Source organism: Nocardioides immobilis (assembly GCF_003515065.1).
Classification (GTDB): Bacteria; Actinomycetota; Actinomycetes; order Propionibacteriales; family Nocardioidaceae; genus Nocardioides; species Nocardioides immobilis.
Genome location: NZ_QXGH01000010.1, coordinates 94,648 through 113,775, shown reverse-complemented (window position 1 = coordinate 113,775; position 19,128 = coordinate 94,648). Strand labels below are relative to the sequence as shown.

The 19,128-nt window shown below is 72.3% G+C and carries 19 protein-coding genes and 2 tRNA genes; 7 read left to right on the top strand and 14 right to left on the bottom strand.

Annotated elements, in window-relative coordinates; genetic code table 11:
- Nucleotides 1-104: 104 nt before the first annotated feature.
- From rpmG to D0Z08_RS04235, 9 genes are all read right to left on the bottom strand, one after another.
- Complete coding sequence (gene rpmG, locus D0Z08_RS04275) at nucleotides 105-275, bottom strand: 50S ribosomal protein L33 (RefSeq protein WP_118923003.1); 171 nt, start codon at nucleotides 273-275, stop codon at nucleotides 105-107.
- A 56-nt stretch (nucleotides 276-331) separates the two neighbouring features.
- Nucleotides 332-405: transfer RNA gene (locus tag D0Z08_RS04270), tRNA-Met, on the bottom strand.
- 4 nt (nucleotides 406-409) lie between these two features.
- Nucleotides 410-482: transfer RNA gene (locus D0Z08_RS04265), tRNA-Thr, on the bottom strand.
- Between the two features lie 73 nt (nucleotides 483-555).
- Nucleotides 556-1,956: an amidase gene (locus D0Z08_RS04260; RefSeq protein WP_118923001.1), complete on the bottom strand. Its 1,401-nt coding sequence runs from the start codon at nucleotides 1,954-1,956 to the stop codon at nucleotides 556-558.
- Nucleotides 1,957-1,974: 18 nt separating this feature from the next.
- Entirely contained in the window at nucleotides 1,975-2,700 is a 726-nt protein-coding gene (locus D0Z08_RS04255; protein ID WP_118922999.1) for an LrgB family protein, read from the bottom strand.
- Nucleotides 2,697-3,074 carry a CidA/LrgA family protein gene (locus tag D0Z08_RS04250; RefSeq protein WP_118922997.1) on the bottom strand — a complete coding sequence of 126 codons (378 nt, stop codon included), beginning with the start codon at nucleotides 3,072-3,074 and terminating at the stop codon, nucleotides 2,697-2,699. The genes D0Z08_RS04255 and D0Z08_RS04250 overlap by 4 nt, the downstream gene beginning before the upstream one ends.
- Nucleotides 3,075-3,162: 88 nt before the next feature.
- Nucleotides 3,163-3,723: a DNA-3-methyladenine glycosylase I gene (locus D0Z08_RS04245; protein WP_118922995.1), complete on the bottom strand. Its 561-nt coding sequence runs from the start codon at nucleotides 3,721-3,723 to the stop codon at nucleotides 3,163-3,165.
- Nucleotides 3,724-3,758: 35 nt separating this feature from the next.
- A complete protein-coding gene (locus tag D0Z08_RS04240; RefSeq protein WP_118922993.1) occupies nucleotides 3,759-4,139 on the bottom strand; it encodes a VOC family protein in 381 nt (126 codons plus the stop codon).
- 28 nt (nucleotides 4,140-4,167) lie between these two features.
- Complete coding sequence (locus D0Z08_RS04235) at nucleotides 4,168-5,163, bottom strand: pirin family protein (protein ID WP_220454032.1); 996 nt, start codon at nucleotides 5,161-5,163, stop codon at nucleotides 4,168-4,170.
- Between the two features lie 173 nt (nucleotides 5,164-5,336).
- On the opposite strand from D0Z08_RS04235, the gene D0Z08_RS04230 reads away from it, so the two are divergent.
- Complete coding sequence (locus D0Z08_RS04230; RefSeq protein ID WP_118922991.1) at nucleotides 5,337-6,455, top strand: glycosyltransferase; 1,119 nt, start codon at nucleotides 5,337-5,339, stop codon at nucleotides 6,453-6,455.
- 29 nt (nucleotides 6,456-6,484) lie between these two features.
- Here D0Z08_RS04230 and D0Z08_RS04225 read toward each other — a convergent pair whose 3' ends face one another.
- Both D0Z08_RS04225 and mptB read right to left on the bottom strand, forming a co-directional pair.
- Nucleotides 6,485-7,030: a hypothetical protein gene (locus tag D0Z08_RS04225; RefSeq protein WP_118922989.1), complete on the bottom strand. Its 546-nt coding sequence runs from the start codon at nucleotides 7,028-7,030 to the stop codon at nucleotides 6,485-6,487.
- 42 nt (nucleotides 7,031-7,072) lie between these two features.
- On the bottom strand, nucleotides 7,073-8,605 hold the full coding sequence (gene mptB, locus D0Z08_RS04220) for a polyprenol phosphomannose-dependent alpha 1,6 mannosyltransferase MptB (RefSeq protein ID WP_147381312.1): 1,533 nt from the start codon (nucleotides 8,603-8,605) through the stop codon (nucleotides 7,073-7,075).
- 290 nt (nucleotides 8,606-8,895) lie between these two features.
- Here mptB and D0Z08_RS04215 point away from each other — a divergent pair, with 290 nt between their 5' ends.
- Nucleotides 8,896-9,420: an RDD family protein gene (locus D0Z08_RS04215; RefSeq protein ID WP_118922985.1), complete on the top strand. Its 525-nt coding sequence runs from the start codon at nucleotides 8,896-8,898 to the stop codon at nucleotides 9,418-9,420.
- On the opposite strand, the gene D0Z08_RS04210 is transcribed toward D0Z08_RS04215, so the two are convergent.
- Nucleotides 9,404-10,105 carry a phosphatase PAP2 family protein gene (locus tag D0Z08_RS04210; protein ID WP_118922983.1) on the bottom strand — a complete coding sequence of 234 codons (702 nt, stop codon included), beginning with the start codon at nucleotides 10,103-10,105 and terminating at the stop codon, nucleotides 9,404-9,406. The genes D0Z08_RS04215 and D0Z08_RS04210 overlap by 17 nt on opposite strands.
- Before the next feature lie 120 nt (nucleotides 10,106-10,225).
- On the opposite strand from D0Z08_RS04210, the gene D0Z08_RS04205 reads away from it, so the two are divergent.
- The 5 genes from D0Z08_RS04205 (at nucleotide 10,226) to D0Z08_RS04185 (ending at nucleotide 16,986) form a co-directional block, all read left to right on the top strand.
- Nucleotides 10,226-10,693, top strand: coding sequence for a nitroreductase family deazaflavin-dependent oxidoreductase (locus D0Z08_RS04205; protein WP_118922981.1), 468 nt, complete (start codon nucleotides 10,226-10,228; stop codon nucleotides 10,691-10,693).
- Nucleotides 10,694-10,769: 76 nt separating this feature from the next.
- Complete coding sequence (locus D0Z08_RS04200) at nucleotides 10,770-13,295, top strand: AMP-binding protein (protein ID WP_118922979.1); 2,526 nt, start codon at nucleotides 10,770-10,772, stop codon at nucleotides 13,293-13,295.
- Between the two features lie 31 nt (nucleotides 13,296-13,326).
- Nucleotides 13,327-14,337: an iron ABC transporter substrate-binding protein gene (locus D0Z08_RS04195; protein ID WP_118922977.1), complete on the top strand. Its 1,011-nt coding sequence runs from the start codon at nucleotides 13,327-13,329 to the stop codon at nucleotides 14,335-14,337.
- Between the two features lie 47 nt (nucleotides 14,338-14,384).
- The gene (locus tag D0Z08_RS04190; protein ID WP_245993624.1) at nucleotides 14,385-15,905 is read left to right on the top strand and encodes an ABC transporter permease; all 1,521 of its coding nucleotides are present in this window, start codon (nucleotides 14,385-14,387) and stop codon (nucleotides 15,903-15,905) included.
- 7 nt (nucleotides 15,906-15,912) lie between these two features.
- A complete protein-coding gene (locus D0Z08_RS04185; RefSeq protein ID WP_118922973.1) occupies nucleotides 15,913-16,986 on the top strand; it encodes an ABC transporter ATP-binding protein in 1,074 nt (357 codons plus the stop codon).
- 4 nt (nucleotides 16,987-16,990) lie between these two features.
- On the opposite strand, the gene D0Z08_RS04180 is transcribed toward D0Z08_RS04185, so the two are convergent.
- Entirely contained in the window at nucleotides 16,991-18,457 is a 1,467-nt protein-coding gene (locus D0Z08_RS04180; protein ID WP_147381311.1) for a DUF6777 domain-containing protein, read from the bottom strand.
- Nucleotides 18,458-18,528: 71 nt separating this feature from the next.
- Nucleotides 18,529-19,128, bottom strand: coding sequence for a dihydrofolate reductase family protein (locus tag D0Z08_RS04175; RefSeq protein ID WP_118922970.1), 600 nt, complete (start codon nucleotides 19,126-19,128; stop codon nucleotides 18,529-18,531).

The window sequence follows — 19,128 nt, the reverse complement described above, 5'->3', positions numbered from 1 at the left end:
CCAGCCTAGGGGTGGTGCCGTCGCGTCCCGAAAACGACCACGACCCGGCGTCCCTGGGGGAGCCGGGTCGGTCTGGTCTCGAACGAGCAGACAGGACCGCTGGGTCAGCGGGTCTCGCGGTGCTCGGTGTGCTTGCGGCAACGCGGGCAGAACTTCGACAGCTCGAGGCGGTCGGGGTCGTTGCGCCGGTTCTTCTTCGTGATGTAGTTGCGCTCCTTGCAGTCCACGCACGCGAGCGTGATCTTGGGGCGAACGTCGGAGCTCTTGCTGGCCACGGGAAGTCCTTGCTGCTGATTGTCTGCTTGGGTGCTGCTTGCTGTGTCGTCTGGCGTAGCGGGGGCGGGACTCGAACCCGCGACACCACGATTATGAGCCGTGTGCTCTAACCACCTGAGCTACCCCGCCTGAGAGCCCCTTTACGGAATCGAACCGTAGACCTTCTCCTTACCATGGAGACGCTCTGCCGACTGAGCTAAAGGGGCAACGCCGCAGAACAATACCGGGCTGCTGGCTGTTCGACGAAATCGAGGTCAGCAGTGCGCTGGGAGGGGTGGTTCAGCCGGTGATCCTGGCCCACGGCCGGGCCTGTTCGAGCTCGTACCCGAGCTCCAGCAGCACCGCCTCGTGGCCGAATCCGGAGCCGAGCATCATCCCCTGCGGGAGGCCGGTCGCGGTGGTCGCGAGCGGCAGCGAGATGGCCGGCGTACCGGTCACGTTCTGCAGCGGCGTGAAGGCCACCCAGTCGAGCAGCCGGTCGACCAACGCGTCGTAGTCCTGGGTGGGATCGAGGTGTCCGAGCTTGGGCGTCGGAGTCGCCAGCGTCGGGGTCAGGCTGACGTCGTACTTGTCGAAGAAGAGCGCGGCCTCGCGAGCGCCGCGCCGGAGCCGCAGGATCGCGGTCGGCAGCCGGTGGAGGTTGCGGCGCGCGTGGCGGGCGAGGCCGATGGTGAGCGCGTCGTGGTTCGCGCGGATCCAGGTCTTGCCGTGGAGCCGGCGGCCGCCGCTGAGCATGGCGAGGGCGAGGGATCCCCAGTAGAGCAGGAAGTCGTCGGAGAACGACGGCGCCACCGGGGCGTCGGCCTCGATCACGGTGTGGCCCAGGTCCTCGAGCAGGCGCGCGGTCTGCTCGGTCAGGGCGGTGACCTCGGCGTCGGCGCCGCGCGCCAGCCCGGTCGTGTTCAGCGCGACCCGGAGGCGCTTGCGCCCGGGACGCGTGAGGTCGCCGATCGGCGGCATCTGCAGTGGCCGGTAGACCCGCTCGGCCTCGCGGTAGAACGCGGCGGTGTCGCGCACGCTGCGGGTGACCACGCCGTCGGCCACGATCCGGACCGGCATCTGCCGCATCTGGGCGTCCTGGGCCAGCCGGCCGCGGGTCGGCTTGAGCCCGACCAGGCCGTTGACCGACGCCGGGATCCGGATCGACCCGCCTCCGTCGTTGGCGTGCGCGATCGGCACGGCACCCGCGGCGACCAGGGCCGCCGATCCCGCGCTCGACGCACCGGCGGTGTGGTCGGTGTTCCACGGGGTGCGGACCGGCCCCAGCCGCGGGTGCTCGCAGCTGGCGCTGAAGCCGTACTCCGACAGCCGGGTCTTCCCGAGCGGGATCAGCCCGGTCGCGAGATACATCCGCGCGAAGTCGCCGTCCTTCTTCGCCGGGTACGGCGTCCACGCGTCGGTGCCCTCCATCGTCGGCATGCCGGCGACGTGGACGTTGTCCTTGATCATCGTCGGCACGCCCGCGAAGTAGCCGCCGCGGGGGTCGCGCGCCTCACGGCGGGCCCGGTCGTAGTCGCGGTACGCGACCGCGCCCAGCTGGTCCGCCACGCGCTCCGTGCGGGCGATGGCGGCCTCGACGACCTCGGTGACCGAGATCTTGCCGGCCTGCAGGTGCTCGACGATGCCGACCGCATCGAGGTCGTCGAGAGCGTCGTCGGTGAAGGCGTGCACGCGCGTCATGCAGGCACGGTAGCGCCGTCAGAAGAGCCAGAGGGCGAGGATCGGGAGCACCACGCTGATCGCGAGCGCCGACAGCCCCATCGACAAGCCCGCGAAGGCGCCCTCCGTCTCGTTCTCCCGCAGCATCCGGGAGGCGCCGACGCCGTGCGAGACCGCGCCGAGCGCGAGGCCGCGGGCACGGCGGTCGTGGACGCGCAGGACGTGCAGCAGCGCCGGGCCGGCCACGGCGCCGACGATGCCGATCGCGAGGGCGAAGACCGCGGCCAGGGGCGGGATCCCGCCGAGCGACTCGGTCAGCCCGATGGCCACCGGGGTGGTCGCAGCCTTGGTCGCCAGCGTCTCCTCCAGCGCCCGGTCGGCGCCGAGCCAGCGCGCGAGGAGGACCGCGCTGGTGATCGACGTGACGGCCCCGAGGACGATCGCGACCAGCAGGGGTACGACGAACCCCCGCAACCGGTCGGCCTGTGCGTGCAGGGGGATCGCGAGCGCGACCGTCGCCGGACCGAGCCAGAACGCGACGAGCTCGGTCGCGGCCCGGTAGTCCGGGTAGTCGACGTCGAGCAGCGTGATCGCGACCCCGGCGACCACGATCGCCACCAGCACCGGCTGGGCGAGGCTGTGGTCGTTGGTGCGGCGTTGCAGCCACCGGCCGGCCTGGTAGCCGCCGAGGGTGACGCCGAGCAGTCCCAGCGGGGACCGGGCGACCTCGAGGAGGGTGTCGGTGGCCGCGTCGATGCCGGTCATGACGCCGCCCGCGGCTGGTCGTCGCGGGGCTGGCCGAGCAGGCGCTCCAGCCCGACCGCGGTCCATCCGACCACGACGAGGCCGAGCAGCCAGGAGCCGAGCATCGCGACCGAGATCGGCAGCCAGTCGTCGCCCAGCACGCCGAGGTAGGCGACCACGCCGACGCCGGCCGGCACGAAGAAGAGCTGGAGGTGGCGCAGCAGCCCCGACCCCGCCCGGAGGATGGACGAGGATCCCGGCGGCCGCCGCAGCCGGAGGAACACGAAGAGGAGCAGCATGCCCACGACGGGCCCGGGCACCGGGAGGTCGAGCACGCCGACGATGACCTCGCCGAGGATCTGGAAGCCGATCAGCCAGGTCAGCCCCAGGATCACGTGCCCACCGGTTTCGCTCGCTCAGGCGCGAGCCTTCGGTTGGCCGACCGTCGTCGGGTGCAGGCCAAGCTCCGGCCGCGCGCTTCGCTCACGGGGCGGCCTGCCGGAAGCAGCCGGGGACGTGGGGGTCGAAGAGGCCGAGGGCCTGCATCAGCGCGAACGCGGTGGTCGGTCCGACGAAGGCGAAGCCGCGCCGCTTGAGCTCCTTCGCCAGCGCCACCGACTCCGGGGAGATGGTCGCGTCCGCGGCGGACGGCGCCGACGGGGCGAAGCCGAGGATGAGCTCCTCGAGGCCGTCGTGCTCCCGCTGAGCGAGGGTGGCGCGGGCGTTCTGGATGGTGGCAAGGATCTTGCTGCGGTTGCGGACGATCCGCGGCTCGTTCATCAACCGCTCGACATCGGCGTCGTCGTACGCCGCGACGACGTCGGCCTCGAAGCCGGCGAACACCTCACGGAAGGCGTCGCGCTTGGCGAGGATCGTGGCCCACGAGAGCCCGGACTGGAACGCCTCCAGCGTCATCCGCTCGAAGTACGCCGACTCCCCCGTGACCGGTCGGCCCCACTCGTCGTCGTGGTAGTCGCGCATCGGTCCCGGGCCGCCGGCCCACCCGCAGCGCGGGACGCCGTCCTCGCCGATGACCGCCTCCATGGGCGCTCATCATGCCGGGCGGCACGGACAGGCGGTCAGCCGCCGCCGTACGGCACGGTGATGATCTCCAGGTTGTGACCGTCGGGGTCCTCCCAGTAGATGCCGCGGCCGCCGTCGTTGTGGTTGATCCGGCCCTCCTGGCGATGGAACGGGTCGGCCCAGTAGGTGATGCCCCGGGCCTCGATCCGGGCGAGGATCGCGTCGAACTCCTCCTCGGCCACCAGGAACGCGTAGTGCTGGGGGTGGACGTTCCCGGCGTCCTGGACGACGTCGAGGCTGACGCCGTTGGCCAGCTCGACGACCCGGAACGGGCCGTACTCCTGCGCCTCGGGAAGGCCGAGGATGTCGGTCAGGAAGGCGGAGGTGGCGTCACGGTCGGACGCGTGGACGATCGTGTGGTTCAGCTCGACGCTCATGAGAGCTCCCTTGTCGTGGGGGCGCGCCTCAGCGGCGCTCCTTGAGGCGGGCGTTGGGGAGGGCGGGTGCGGGGATCGGCCTCAGGTGGTCGCCCGTGACGACGCCGAAGCGGCCGTCGGCGACCTCGGAGGAGTCCTCGATGACCGCGCCGTCGCTGGTGATCTGCGCCTGCCACTCCTCGCGGAAGCCGGCGACCTCGTCATGGGAGCGGCCCACGAAGTTCCACCACATCACGATCGCCTCGCCGAACGGCGTCCCGCCGAGCACGAGCACCCGTGCCCCCTCGTCGCCCGCGATCAGCGCGATCGTCCCGTCGCCGGGCGGCACGTAGGCCAGGTCGGCCGGCTTGGCTGTCAGTCCGTCGACGGTGACCGAGCCGCGGTCGACCAGCACCCCGTGCTCGAAGGAGGGGTCGGTCTCCAGCGGCAGGATCACGCCGGGGTCGAGGACCAGCTCGGCGCCGAGCAGCGGTGAGTACGTCGCCACCGGGGACGTGTCGCCGAGCAGCGTGCCGAGGAACACCCGCCCCCGCCAGCCGTCGCCGACGAGCTCGGCCGGCGCGTAGTGCTCGAAGCCGGGGTCGGCGTCCCGGCTCGCGTCGGGCAGCGCGACCCACAGCTGGGCGCCGTGCAGCGTGGTCGTCACGTCGGTCGACACCTCCGAGTGGCTGATGCCGCGCCCGGCGGTCATCAGGTTGACCTCGCCCGGGCGCACCATCGCGTGGTTGCCGGCGCTGTCGCGGTGCTCGATCTCGCCCTCGAAGAGCCAGCTCACGGTCTGCAGGCCGGTGTGCGGGTGCGGGGCCACCGACATGCCCCCGGACTCGGCCACGGGGTCCGGCCCGTAGTGGTCCAGGAAGCACCAGGCGCCGATCAGGCTCCGCTCCCGTTGCGGCAGCGTTCGTCGTACGGTCATCGCGCGCGGGCCCCCCAACGGCACCTCCCTCGGCGTCATGATCTCCACACCTGCCGCGTCGGCACCGGTGCACACCAGCTCGTCGGGTCGCGCCTCCTCGTTGCTCACCCCGCCATCCTCCCGCCACCGTCAACACGCTCAGGGCCCGCCAGCGGGATAGTCCCTGACGTTTCTGTCGTTCCGAAGCCGATTTCGCGACAGAAATGTCAGGGACTATCCCGCCATGCGACCTCAACCGGGAGGTCGCCGGCCGTTCACCGGGGGGCGGGAAGGTGCCGGGCGTGCGTATCGCCCAACTAGCCAACTTCGTCGGGGCAGCGTCGGGCGGGATGAAGACCGCGCTGGCCGAGCTCGGCCGCGGGTACGTCGACGCCGGCGTCGACCGGCTGCTCGTCATCCCCGGGCCCGCCGACGCGGTGACCGAGACCGAGCACGGCACCGTCGTCCAGGTGCGGGCACCGCACGTCGGCAGCGGCTACCGGCTGATCGTCGAGCCGTGGCGGATCGTCGACATCCTCGAGCGCTTCGCGCCGACCTCGATCGAGTGGAACGACAAGCTGACCCTGCTCCCGGTCGCCTGGTGGGCGCGGCGGGCGGGGGTCCGGTCGATCTGCCTCTCCCACGAGCAGCTGACCGACATGTTCGCGAAGCGGAGCGGCAAGCCGACGACGTCGAAGGTCTCGATCGGCGTGGTCAACCGGCTGGTGGTCCGCAGCTTCGACACGCTCGTCGTGACCTCGCGCTACGCCCAGCACGAGTTCCAGCGGGCGGCGGACGCCGCCGGCTGCCCCATCGAGCGGGTGCCGCTCGGGGTCGACCTCGCGACGTTCCAGCCGCACGCCGCGCCGGCGCCGGACGACGGGGTCCTGCGGCTCACGCACGTGGGCCGGCTGTCCCGTGAGAAGTCCCCGCACCTGGCCGTCGCCACGGCCGCAGAGCTGCACCGGCGCGGCGTACCCCTGCGGATGGACGTGTACGGCGAAGGCCCGCACCTCGACGAGCTGCAGGCGCTCGCCGGGCGCGCCCCTGTGGTCTTCCACGGGTTCGTGGACGGCCGCGAGGAGCTCTGCCGCCGGGTCTCCGCGGCGGACGTCGCGCTGTCGGTGTGCCCCACCGAGACGTTCGGGCTCGCCGTGCTCGAGTCGCTGGCGAGCGGGACGCCGGTGGTCACGGCGGACCGCGGTGGCGCCCGGGAGCTGGTTGACAGCCGGTCCGGCGCCTGGGCCGCTCCCGAGCCGGCAGCACTCGCGGACGCCGTGCTCGCTGTCGCGGCCCGGCCCCGTGCCGAGCGGCGGGACGGCGCCCGGCTGCGGGCCGAGCAGTACCCGTGGTCGGCGACGGTCGCGCGGATGCTCGCGATCCATGCGGGCGACGGGGCCGAGCTGTCGGCGACCGCGTGAGTCCTGCCTGAGTCAGGCCCGAGCGCGCCTCAGCAGGTGCCGTCGACGGACTCGGCCTTGGTGACCCGCCACGGCCCGACGATGTTGGTGACCTCGATCCGCTGCGGCGCCCGCGTCGCCTCTCCGAGCTGGGTCGGCGCTCCGTCGGGAACCGTGAGCGCCGTCGCGTCGACGCAGATGTCGAGCACGAGCACGCTGTCGCGCGTCTTGGCGTCGAGGAACTCGATCACGACGTCGCCGTCATAAGTGGTGGTGCCGCCGTAGGCCGCCAGCGCCTCGCGGAACGGGTCGGACACCCGCGCGATCGCGTTGAACGAGAGCAACCGCCCGACCTTGCCCTCGCGTGCGGCGAGCCGCCGGCCGCGCTCGAAGTCCACGTAGGTCTGCAGCGCCTGCTGGTAGACGCCCTTCAGCTCGGGCGGGTCGACGAGGTCGACTCCCTCCTCCGGGTAGTCGATCTCCGCAGCGGACGAGCCCGACTCGGCCGGGTCGTCGGCCGTCGGCTCCTCGTCGGCGCAGCCGGCCACGAGGAGGAGCGGGAGGACGAGCGCGAGGGCGATGCGGTGGGTGCTCACGGTTCAGCAACGCTACAACCGCGAGCTCGGCAAGCAAGGGAACTACTGCAGCACCGGCCAGCGTGACGAAGCGATCCGGTCGATCTGCTCCCGCGCACCCCGGGTCAGCAGGATCACCGGCAGCAGGACGCCGAGCGTCATGCAGCCGAGGACGATCGCGTAGTAGGCCCCGTGGAGGGAGGAGTCGAGCGGCGCGACCATCCCGAGGATCACCGAGACCGCGATCAGGGCGCTCAGCGCGGTCCGGCCGAGCTGCAGCGTTGCGAAGAAGGGCGGGAGCACCAGGAAGTACCAGAGGTGCACCACCGGGCAGAGGACGACGAACGCGGCGGTCACGGTGGCGACGGCCCCGACGGCGGCGGCCCTGTCCCCCGTGCGCCACCGCAGCGCGACGCCGGCGGCCACTCCGACGATCCCCACCAGCCCGAGGCCGCGGACGAAGTCGCGGAACGTCGCCTGGGGCAGCCCGAGGCCCAGCTGCAGCGCGACCCAGTCGAGGACGCCGCCGGCCAGCGACGTGATCGAGAGCGGGGTGGTGATCGTGCCGGGGACGGTGAGCGCCCCGATCCAGCCGTGGCCGAGACCGGTGACGACGCCGAGGCCGAGGAGCACCGCGACCGCGGTCGCGGCGACGGCGGCGAGCCGCTTGAGCCGTACGGCGAGCGCGGCGCCGGCCGGCACCGTTGCGAGCGCGATGCCGATGCACACCAACCCGCCCGGCACCTTCACGGCGGCCGCGAGCGCGCCGATCGCCGTACCCCATGCCCAATGGCGCTCGACGCCGACCACGAGCGCCGCCGCCATCAGCCCGACCATCAGCAGGTCGTTGTGGAGGCCGCCGACGCCGTTGGCCATCATCAGCGGCGAGAGCAGCACCAGCGCGGAGGCGAGGGCCGGGTTGACGCCGGTCCACTGCGCGAGGCGCGGCACCGCCCAGGCCAGCAGCACCAGTCCGGCCAGCGCGATCACCCGGTGCCCGACCACGAGCACCCACGGGTTGCCGGTGAGGCCGGCGCCGACCTCACCGAGCCAGACGTGGAGCGGGCCGTACGGCGTCGGGGTGTCGGCCCACATCGGGTCCACCGCCTGCACGATCGGCTCGCCGCTCTGGAGCTGGTACTGGTCGAACAGGGTGGACGTGTGCCGGCCGAGCAGGGACGACGGGCCGTGCTCGTACGGCGACAGCCCGACCCGCGCGAGCATGCCCTGCGCGGCGTAGGACCAGCCGTCGCGAGAGAACAGCGGCGGCGCGAGCACCAGCGGCGCCGACCACACCATCGCGGCGAACCGGACGAGGTCGAGCGCGTCCCGCCGGTCCTCCCCCACGGCCTGTGCGACGTGCCGGCACAGCGCCAGCCAGGCGCTCGCCAGCAGGCCGAGCCCCGCCAGCACCAGGAACAGCGCCGACATCCGGCCGGCCTGGGCGCCGCGGATCGCGTCGAGCATCCCGGACTGCAGCAGTGGGGACGACGGGGGCAGCGTGGAGACGCCGAGGCCGCCGATCAGCACCAGGAAGCTGCCGGCGACACCGCGCGTCACCTGGCCCGTCGTCCGCGGTGGCCGTTGCTGGAGCACAGGCGGACGGTAGGCGGCGTCGGAGTCGCGGAGCTGAACGACGCGGCAACCACGGGCGAACCCCCGGCGCCAACGCGCCGGACGCCCCAATTGGCGGGGTTGGCACCGAATCGACCGCCCGTCGGTCATCCTAGGGTTGGCTGCACATGCCGGACGCGGCCCGGCACGCCGCCGTCCCCCTTACAAAGGAGCACATCCGTATGTCGATGCCACCACAGCCCCCTGGACCTCCGAGTCCCCCTCCCGGCGGGCCGACGCCGCCGCCGCCCGGCGGCGGCTACCCCGGCGGGATGCCCGGCGGGACGCCCGGCGGAGCAGCCGGCGTTCCGCGGCCGGCCGAGCTGCTCAACCGGTTCCTGGCCCGGCTCATCGACCACATCCTCATCGGCGTGGTCTACGTGCCGATCTACATCATCCTGAGCGCGATCATCTACTCGGGCTTCAGCAACTCGTTCGGCGAGTACTTCATCTTCTACACACTCACCGCGATCCTGCAGGCCGCGTTGTTCCTGGCCTACTTCACCTTGCTGGAGTCGAACCGCGGTCAGACCGTCGGCAAGATGATCATGAAGCTCCGCACCTATGGGCCGGACGGGGTCAGCAACCCGACCGTGCAACAGGCGGCCAAGCGCAACGCGTACTCCGCGCTCGGCGTGCTGAGCATCATCCCGTTCATCGGCTGGTTCTTCCTCGGCTGGGCCGCCCCCATCGCGGCGATGATCTTCATCGCGGTCACCCTCAACAACGACCAGCCGAACCACCAGGGCTGGCACGACAAGTTCGCTGGCGGGACGCAGGTCAAGCAGATCGGCTGACGACCAGTTCCTTCTCGGCGAGGGGCGCCACCTGCACGGGTGGCGTCCCTTCGCTGATTTCGCGGGGGAAGACGATCGCCAGGCCGAGCATGATGAGGCCGGCCGCGAGCAGGACGCCGCCGACGAGGTCCGTGGGGTAGTGCCGGCCCAGCATCAGCCGGTCGGCGCAGACGATCAGCACCACGACGGAGACCACGGCGGCGATCGGCCGGAGGTGGGCCCGGCTGCGGGTGCCCAGGATGGCCAGCACGATCACCAGGCCGCCGAGGGTGGCGGCGCCGGTAGCGTGCCCCGACGGGTAGGAGCTGGCGTGGTGGAGGAAGTCCGAGTCCTGCCACAGGGGCCGGTCGCGACCGAACAGCGCCTTCGTGTGCTGGGTGAGCTCGGTCGCGGCGTACATCACGACCAGGACCAGGATGCCCGCCCGCAGCTGCCGCCGGAGCAGCAGCCAACCGGCCACCACGATCGCCGCGATGGTCAGGCCCTGCGTCGCGAACAGCTTCTCGACAGCGAAGAGCGAGTCCTCCAGCCATGGCCGCTCCGCGGCCCAGCCGCGGATCCCGGCGCTGGGCCCGTCGAGCTCGGTGGTCCCGAGCCAGCCGTGCGTGGCTGCGACCCCGAGCAGCACGAACAGGGTCAGCGACGTGAGGGAGGCGAGCAGAAGCGAGCGGCGTGGTTCGGTCACCTCGAGGACGTTAGGAACGCAGGATGAGACCTCGATGAGGCTCTCATGTGCTCCTCATGCGAGGCTTCTGAATCCGGGGTGCGTCTCCCACCCGACGCTCAGAGCGTCTACCTTTCGGGCATGGGTCTGCTCACACCGGTCGCGATCAAGATCGGCTCCCTCTCCTGGATGCCGAAGCTGCTCCCCCAGGTCGTCTGGACGGACAACCTGGTGCACCGGGTCACGAAGAACCGCTACGGCATCCTCGACATCGCGGGCCTGCCCAACGTGGTGCTGACCGTCCCGGGCCGCAAGAGCGGCATCCCCCGCTCGACGAACCTGCTCACGGTCCCGGACGGCGACGAGTGGCTCATCGCCGGCTCCTACTTCGGGGCACCCAAGCCGCCGATCTGGGTCGCCAACCTCCGCGCCGCGGACACCGCGAAGATCCGCTACCGCCGCCAGGACTACACCGTCACCTGGCGCGAGATGGTGGGCGAGGAGCGCGACCGGGCCTGGGAGACGATGCGGGCGCTCTGGCCCAACTTCGACAAGTACGCCGAGCGCACCGACCGGGTGATCCCCGTGTTCCGCCTCACCGCCGTGTGAGCAGTGACACGCCGATCGGCGCGTCCGTTTGGTGAGCGATACCTAACGTTGGTATGGCTAGCCTTATATTGAGCGGGTGACGCCGCCGCTGACCGCGCGAGCGCCCGAGCGCACGACCCGGGCGGGCGTGGGCGTCGGGTTCGCGGTCGACCTCGGGAGCCACGGCGGGAGGCCGGCCCTCGTCACCGGCACCGAGGTGCTGTCGTACGACGACCTCGCGGACCTCGTCGCCCAGGCGCAGACCCGGCTTCCGGCCAGCCAGCAGCTCGTCGGCCTGGTGCCGGCGCCGACGACCGAGTTCATCGTCGCCTACCTGGCAGCGCTGGCAGGCGGCCACACGGTGCTCCTGTCCCGCGACGCCGTGCTCCCCCGCGCCTACGGAGCGAGCAGCGCCTGGGTGGACGGCGGGTTCGCTCCGACCGGCCGACCGGAGCCCGCGCTCCATCCCGACCTGCGCGTCCTGCTGAGCACCTCCGGCTCCACCGGATCTCCCAAGCTGGTCCGGCTGTCGCGGACCAACCTCGAGAGCAACGCCGACGCGATCGCGTCGTACCTCGGCCTCACGACGGACGACCGCGCGATCACCACGCTGCCCCTCGACTACTGCTACGGCCTGTCGGTGCTGCACAGCCACCTCTCCGTCGGGGCGTCGGTGGTGCTCAGCGGCCGCAGCGTCGCCGAGTCGGCGCTGTGGGACCTCGCCCGCGCGACCGGGGTGACGTCCTTCGCGGGAGTGCCCTACACGTTCGACCTGCTCGACGCCGCGGGCTGGCCCGAGCTCCCCACGCTGCGCCAGGTCACCCAGGCCGGCGGCCGGCTCGCTCCCGAACGGGTCAGCGCGGTCGCCGAGCGCGGCCGCCGCGAGGGGTGGGAGCTGTTCGTCATGTACGGCCAGACCGAGGCCACCGCCCGGATGGCGTACCTGCCGCCGGCGCTCACCGCCGCCCACCCCGGCGCGATCGGCGTCCCGGTCCCCGGCGGCGCCTTCCGGCTCGCGCCGGTCGACGGCCACCCGACCGGCGTCGGGGAGCTGGTCTACAGCGGTCCGAACGTGATGATGGGCTACGCCCACGGCACGGCCGACCTGGCCCGCGGGCCGGAGCTGACCGAGCTGCGGACCGGCGACCTCGCCCGGCAGAACGAGGCCGGCCTGTTCGAGGTCGTGGGGCGCTGCTCGCGGTTCGCGAAGCTCTTCGGCCAGCGCATCGACCTGGACCGGGTCGAGACGCTGCTGACGCTCGGCGACCACGAGGTCGTCTGCGCCGAGTCGGCCGACGCCACCCGGCTGGTCGTCGCGCTCGCCGGCGAGCCCGACCCGCACGCCGTCGCCGAGGTCGCCACGACCGCGGCAGCGGCGACCGGGCTGCCCGAGCACGCGATCGCCGTCGTACCCGTCGCGCCCGTGCCGCGGCTGCCCAACGGCAAGATCGACCAGGCGGCGGTCGCCCGGCTCGAGGCCCCGCAGGCCGGGGGCCCGGAGGTCTCCGCCGGCAGCTCGCTGGCCGCCCTCTACGGAGCCGTGCTGCGCCGCTCGCGGGTCACCGAGTCCGACACGTTCGCGGGCCTCGGCGGCGACTCCCTGTCGTACGTCGAGCTCTCGCTCCGCCTCGAGCGCCGGCTGGGCCGGCTGCCGTCCGACTGGCCGGACCGCACGATCGCCGAGCTCGCCGCCCTCGCGACCGACGGCCCTCGCCCGCGGTGGGTCCGCCTCGACACCGGCATCGTGCTCCGCGCGGTGGCGATCGTGCTGATCGTCGGCACCCACACGAACCTGTTCACGCTGCTCGGTGGCGCCCACGTGCTCCTCGGGGTCGCCGGAGCCAACTTCGCGCGGTTCCACCTCGCCGGCACGGAGAGCCGCGCCCGCGTGACCCGGCTGGCGCGCTCGGTTGCGCGGATCGCCATCCCGACGTCGCTGTGGATCGCCGCGGTCTGCCTCATCAGCGGCCAGTACGGCTGGCGAAACATCCTGCTGCTCAACGACGCGCTCGGCTCCCACACCTGGGTCGAGCCCGAGTGGCACTTCTGGTTCATCGAGGTACTCGTCTCGATGATGATCGGAGCGGCCGCCCTGATGGCGATCCGCCCGGTCGCGGCATGGGAGCGGCGTTCGCCGTACTGGTTCGCGATCGTGGTGCTCGCCGCCTCGCTGATCCCGCGGTTCTGGGCGACGGCGACCGGCTACGACGGCGACCTCATCCACTCCTCGACGTTCGTGGCCTGGCTGTTCGTGGGGGGCTGGGCTGCGGCCAGGGCGCGCCACCACGGCCACCGCCTCCTGCTGTCGGCGCTGCTCGTCGCCGGCGTCCAGGGCTTCTGCGGCGACCCCGTCCGGGAAACGGTCATCGCCGCCGGCCTGCTGGCGCTGATCTGGGTCCCCACCGTGCCGTGGCCGCGGGTGCTGGTCGGCGCCGTCGGCCAGATCGCGGGCGCGTCGCTCTACGTCTACCTGACGCACTGGCAGGTCTATCCCCACCTCGAGCACCGCTGGCCCCTCGGGGGGCTGCTGGCCTCACTGCTCGTCGGCATCGCCGTCTGGCGACTGGTCGACCACGTCTCGGACCGGGGCCTGCGTCGCTGGCGCGGCCGCGTCGCTCTGTAACCTCCGCCCGACACACAAGCAAGGAATACCGATGAATCTCGCCCGTCCGCTCGCCGTCGCAACCTCGTTGGGGTTGATCGCCCCGATGCTCACCGCCTGCGGTCTCTTCGGTGGTCCGAAGCTGGTGATCTACAACGCCCAGCACGAGCAGCTCCTCGAGGAGATCGTGCCGGCGTTCGAGGACGAGACCGGCATCGAGGTCGAGCTCCGCAACGGCAAGGACCTCGAGCTGTCGAACCAGCTGGTCCAGGAGGGCGACGCGTCGGACGCCGACGTGTTCCTCACCGAGAACTCCCCCGCGATGTCGCAGGTGGAGGCCGAGGGGCTCTTCGAGGAGCTGCCCTCCGACATCCTCGAGGTGATCCCCGAGATGTTCCGCCCGGAGAGCGGCCTCTGGACCGGCTTCGTCGCACGGTCGACGGTGCTCGTCTACAACACCGACAAGATCGAGGAGTCCGAGCTCCCCGACTCGATCATGGACCTCGCCGACCCCGAGTGGGCGGGCCGGCTGTCCTTCTCGCCGACCGGCGCCGACTTCCAGGCGATCGTCGCCGCTGTCCTCGAGCTCGAGGGCGAGGAGGCCACCCGCGCGTGGCTCGAGGGCATCAAGGAGAACGGCACCGTCTACGACGGCAACAACGTCGTCCTCGAGAACGTCGACTCCGGCGAGTCCGAGGTCGGGATCGTCTACCACTACTACTGGGAGCGCGACCGGGCCGAGGGCGGCGACGTGAGCGACAGCAGCGCCCAGCACTACTTCACCGACCAGGACCCGGGTGCCTTCGTGAGCGTCTCGGGCGCCGGCGTGCTCGAGTCGAGCGACATGAAGGACGAGGCCGAGCAGTTCCTGGAGTTCCTCGTCGGCGAGGAGGGCCAGCAGATCATCGCCGACAGCTATGCGCTGGAGTACCCGCTCAACCCGGCCGTCGAGCTCGACCAGGTCACCCAGCCGTTCAGCGCGCTCCAGCCCCCGGCGGTCAACGTCTCCGACCTGGACTCCGAAGCCGTCGTCGACCTGATGACCGAGGTCGGATTCCTCTGACCACGACCGCACCCGCACCTGCACGGGCGACGAGGAGTCCCCGGCCAGTGGCCGGGGGCGCCTCGCCCGTGCTGTTGCTGGTCGGACTGGCCGTGGCCGGCCTCGCGCTGGTGCCGCTCGGCTACGTGATCGCGACGACCGCCGAGCTCGGCCGGCAGGAGGCCGTCGACTTCCTGTGGCGGCCCCGGATCGGCGAGCTGCTGTGGAACACGGTGCGCCTGCTCGTCGCCGGAGTCGCGGCAAGCACCGTCCTCGGCGTGGCCGGCGCGTGGATCGTGGAGCGCACCGACGTCCCGGGACGGGGGTGGTGGCACGGCGTCCTCTGCGCGCCGCTCGCCGTACCGGCGTTCGTCAACGGGTACGGCTGGGTGTCGACGACGCACGCCGTGCAGTCGTTCCCCGGCGCGGTGATGGTCGTGACGCTGTCCTACTACCCCCTCGTCTACCTGCCCACGGTCGCCGCCCTGCGGCGCCTGGACCCGGGAGTCGAGGAGGTGGCCACGTCGCTCGGGCGCAGCGGCTGGGGCGTGTTCACCCGGGTGACCCTGCCGGCCGTGAGCCCGGCCGTCCTCGGCGGCGCGCTGCTGGTCGGCCTGCACCTGCTGGCGGAGTACGGCGCGCTCCAGCTGCTGAACTACCCGACCCTGACCACCGCGATCCTCCAGCAGTACGCCACCGTCTTCAACGGGCCGGAGGCCACGCTCCTCGCGCTCGTCCTCGTCACCTTCTGCCTGCTCCTGCTCGGCATCGAGCTCCTCCTCCGCGGCCGACGCCGCCGCGCCCGGGTCGGCTCCGGGGCCAGCGGCCACCCGCTCCGGATCCAGCTCGGCCGGCTCAAGCTGCCCGTCCTCGCCGCCCTGACGGGCGTCGCCCTGTGGGCCCTGGCCGTCCCGCTCGGCGCCCTGGTCCGCTGGCTCCTCCGCGGGACGTCGGCGACCGTCGACGTCGGCGAGCTCAGCGCGGCGACCGCGACGACCCTCGGGCTCGCGCTGGCCGGCGGCGTCACGGCGACCGTGATCGCCGTACCGGTGGTGTGGCTGGCGGTCCGGCACCGCGGCCTCCTGACGACAGCGATCGAGCGCAGCGTCTACACGGCGAGCGCGATGCCCGGCATCGTGATCGCACTCGCCCTGGTGACCGTCTCGATCCGGGTGGTGCCGACGCTGTACCAGACTGTGGTCGTGCTCCTGCTGGGCTACGCGATCCTCTTCCTGCCGCGCGCCGTGGTCAGCGTCCGCTCGACGTTCGAGCTGGTCCCGCCCGGCCTCGAGGACGTCGCGCGCAACCTCGGGTGCACCGGACCGGCCGTCGCCCGGCGGGTCACCCTGCCGCTCGTCCTCCCCGGCCTCACCGCGGCCACGGCCCTCGTGGGCCTGGCGGTCGCCACCGAGCTCACGGCCACGCTGCTGCTCGCGCCCCTCGGCACCAACACCCTGGCCACCCAGTTCTGGTCCGACGCGTCCGCGATCGCGTACGGCGCCGCCGCCCCCTACGGACTCGCGCTGGTCGTGCTGTCCATCCCCTCCACCTGGCTGCTGGGCAGCCTGAGCCTCAGGAGCGGGACGTGAGCACCCCGTGAGCGCCGCACTCGAGATCCACGGCCTGGAGGCCGGCTACGGACGGACCCCGGTCCTGCTCGGCATCGACCTCGTCGTCAAGGACGGCGTGACCGCGATCCTCGGCCCGTCCGGGTGCGGGAAGACGACCCTGCTCCGCACCGTCGCCGGGTTCGTGGCGCCGAGCGCCGGCACCGTCTCGGTCGCGGGCTCCGAGGTCGTGAGCGGCCGCCGGTCGGTGCCCGCACGCCTGCGCGGACTCGGCTACGTGCCGCAGGACGGCGCGCTGTTCCCCCACCTCGACGTGGCGGCCAACATCGCGTTCGGCCTGACGGCTGCCGAACGGGGCGGGAGCTACGGCAGGACCGACAGGGTCGCCGAGATGCTCGAGCTGGTCGAGCTGCCGTCCGCGCTGGCGCAGCGCTATCCCCACGAGCTCTCCGGCGGGCAGCAGCAGCGGGTGGCGCTGGCCCGTGCCCTCGCGCCGCGCCCGACCCTCGTCCTGCTCGACGAGCCGTTCTCCTCGCTCGACGCGTCGCTGCGCGAGGACACCGGCCGAGCCGTCGTTCGCGCGCTGCGCGCGGCCGGCGCCGCCGCCCTCCTGGTCACCCACGACCAGGGTGAGGCGCTGTCGCTCGCCGACCAGGTCGCGGTGATGATGGGGGGCGCGTTCCTCCAGGTCGCCCCGCCAGCCACCGTCTACCTGAGTCCCGCCGAGCCCCGGGTGGCCTCGTTCCTCGGGCACGCCTCCCTCGTCGACGGGTACGTCGAGGGCGACGCCGAGGCCCGGTGTGCCCTGGGCATCGTCCCGCTCCGGATGACGTGCGAGCCCGGAGCGGTGCGGCTCGCCGTACGGGCGGAGCAGATCCAGATCCGGCCCCACAGTGCTGATCGGGCGGACGGCGCCCCCGCCGAGGTCGTGGACATCAGCTTCTACGGCCACGACGCCACGGTCCGGGTGCGACTCGACTCCGGCGAGCAGCTCTCGGCGCGCACCCCGGCGACCTCGGTGCCGACGCCCGGAGACCGGGTGCGGGTGGGGGTCGTCGGCGACGTCGTCGCGTTCCGCGACGACGCGGCCCCCCGCCCCTAGGTCGTCAGTAGACCTGGAACTTGTAGCGCGGCCCCTCGGTCTGGCTCTCGGCGATCGTGCCCGTCTCCGAGACCACCGTGCTGCCGCCGACGACCACCTGGAGGCTGTACTCGGTGGGCTCGTCGCACGACGTGTAGTCGTAGACGAAGACGGTGTACTCCCCGGGCGGCGCGTCCTGCTCCCAGAAGATGTTCTCGGTGTGCGGCCCGGTGTCGCCCGACCCGCAGCCCGGGATCGTGTCGAGGTCGAGGTCACCGCCCGACGAGCTCGGGTGGTCGAGGAAGTAGATCTCCTCGCCGTTGGAGTCGATGACGTGCAGGTCCATGTCGGCTGTCCCGGACCAGCGCAACGTCGCCTGCACGGTGCCGGTCTGGCCGGGGCCGAGCCCGCGGTCGAACTGCTCCCCCGACTCGGCGTCGATCAGCGTCACCGTCTCGAGGGTCTGATCGCCGCCCTTCACCAGCCGGACGTTCGTGGGCTCGTAGTCGTCCCACTTCTCGCCCTCGGTGGCGTGCAGCGTGTAGTCCTCGGTCTCCGGCTCAACCAGCGGGTTGCCGCAGAAGCACCGGACCCGCGGGACCCCGTGCTCGTCGATCAGCACGGCCGTGCCTGCCTGCATGACGGACTGGAAGCTGGTCGCCTCGCCGTTCTCGAACCCGTGGTTGGTGACCCAGGTGTCGGTCGTGAGGAGGACGGGCGTGAGGTTCTCGATGTAGGTGCGGATGTCAGCCGGAGGGATGCCGAGCACGCCTGCCCACGCCGCGCCCTTGGCCTGGTCCCCCTCGAGGAAGTCGGCCAGCGCGAACGGATCGCAGGCCTGCTCGTCCATCGTGCCGCCGTACAGGCCGGGCTCGGTGCCCGTCGCGATCCGCCCGTCGGTCTCGTCGTCGACCTCGAGGTCCGCGCTGATGGCATTGGCGGCGTCGACCGCGGCGGACGACAGCTCGGTCGTCGCCACGGCGCTGCCGGTCACGAACGGCGAGGCCCCGGGCGACTCGACCGGCTCGAGGGTCACCGGGTCGCCGGTGATCTCGGGATCGCTGTCGTTGTCGTCGTTGTTGAGCACGATGACGAGAGCGCCGGCCGCGCCGAGCATCGCGGCGACCAGCAGCACCAGGAGGGCGATGAGGAGTCCGCGCTTCTTGTTCGGCGGCGGGCTCCCGGCACCGAAGGGCTGGCCGGGATAGCCACCCGGCGGCTGACCGCCGTAACCACCCTGGGGCTGGCCGGGGTAGCCACCCGGCGGCTGGCCGGGGTACCCACCCTGGGGCTGGCCGGGGTACCCGGTCGGCGGTTGGCCCTGGTTCGGCGGGTACGACGGCGGCTGGCCCTGTTGCGCTCCGCCGGCCGGCATCGTCGGCATCGCCGGCGGGGGCCCGGCGGGCGGCTGGGCAGACGGATGCGCCTCGGGCGGGTACCAGCGTCCGTCGGATGCCTGCCACCAGCCCGGCCCTGCCGGAGTCTCACTCATACCTTGTCCCCGATTCGCGCGATCCCGCCCGGACGCTAGCACCGCAGGGCCGGCGGTGCGGGTGAATCGGGTCAGGTCCGCCGATAGGTGAGGTGGGTGACGTGCGGCGTGTGCCGCGCGCCCGCGGCAACCAGGCCGAGCGCCGGCACCCCGTCGAACATCCGCGACCCCTCGGTGAGCCCGGAGACGAACGGCGTGACGTGCAGCCGCAGCTCGTCGATGGCGTCGATCGCGAGGTAGGCGTTGATCGTCGACGCGCCCCCGGCGATCGCGACGTTGCGGTCGCCCGCTGCCGCGCGGGCGAGGCCGAGCGCGGCCTCGGGCCCGTCGGTGACGAAGTGGAACGTGGTGCCGCCCTCCATCTCCACCGGCTCCCGCTCGTAGTGGGTGAGGACGTACACGGGGGCGTGGTACGGCGGGTCGTCGCCCCACCAGCCACTCCAGTCGAGGTCCCACTCGCCCCGGCCGGGGCTGAACATGTTGCGACCCATCACGAAGGCCCCGGCGTCGACGATCGCTTCCACCTCGGCCGCGTTGTCGTCGCGGTGGTCGAACATCCAGCTGTGCAGCCGGTTCTCGTCGAGGTCGCCGAACGGACGCTCGAGGCACTGCCCCGCGCCGGCGCCGAAGCCGTCGAGGGTGATGGCGATGTCTGCGGTCACGATTCCCAT

Bases quoted from the DNA above. Each gene is read 5' to 3' on its own strand.
- D0Z08_RS04260 (WP_118923001.1), bottom strand. From the start codon at position 1,956: ATGACGCGCGTGCACGCCTTCACCGACGACGCTCTCGACGACCTCGAT.
- D0Z08_RS04255 (WP_118922999.1), bottom strand. From the start codon at position 2,700: ATGACCGGCATCGACGCGGCCACCGACACCCTCCTCGAGGTCGCCCGG.
- D0Z08_RS04245 (WP_118922995.1), bottom strand. From the start codon at position 3,723: ATGGAGGCGGTCATCGGCGAGGACGGCGTCCCGCGCTGCGGGTGGGCC.
- D0Z08_RS04240 (WP_118922993.1), bottom strand. From the start codon at position 4,139: ATGAGCGTCGAGCTGAACCACACGATCGTCCACGCGTCCGACCGTGAC.
- D0Z08_RS04215 (WP_118922985.1), top strand. From the start codon at position 8,896: ATGCCCGGCGGGACGCCCGGCGGAGCAGCCGGCGTTCCGCGGCCGGCC.
- D0Z08_RS04205 (WP_118922981.1), top strand. From the start codon at position 10,226: ATGGGTCTGCTCACACCGGTCGCGATCAAGATCGGCTCCCTCTCCTGG.
- D0Z08_RS04195 (WP_118922977.1), top strand. From the start codon at position 13,327: ATGAATCTCGCCCGTCCGCTCGCCGTCGCAACCTCGTTGGGGTTGATC.
- D0Z08_RS04180 (WP_147381311.1), bottom strand. From the start codon at position 18,457: ATGAGTGAGACTCCGGCAGGGCCGGGCTGGTGGCAGGCATCCGACGGA.
- D0Z08_RS04175 (WP_118922970.1), bottom strand. From the start codon at position 19,128: ATGGGAATCGTGACCGCAGACATCGCCATCACCCTCGACGGCTTCGGC.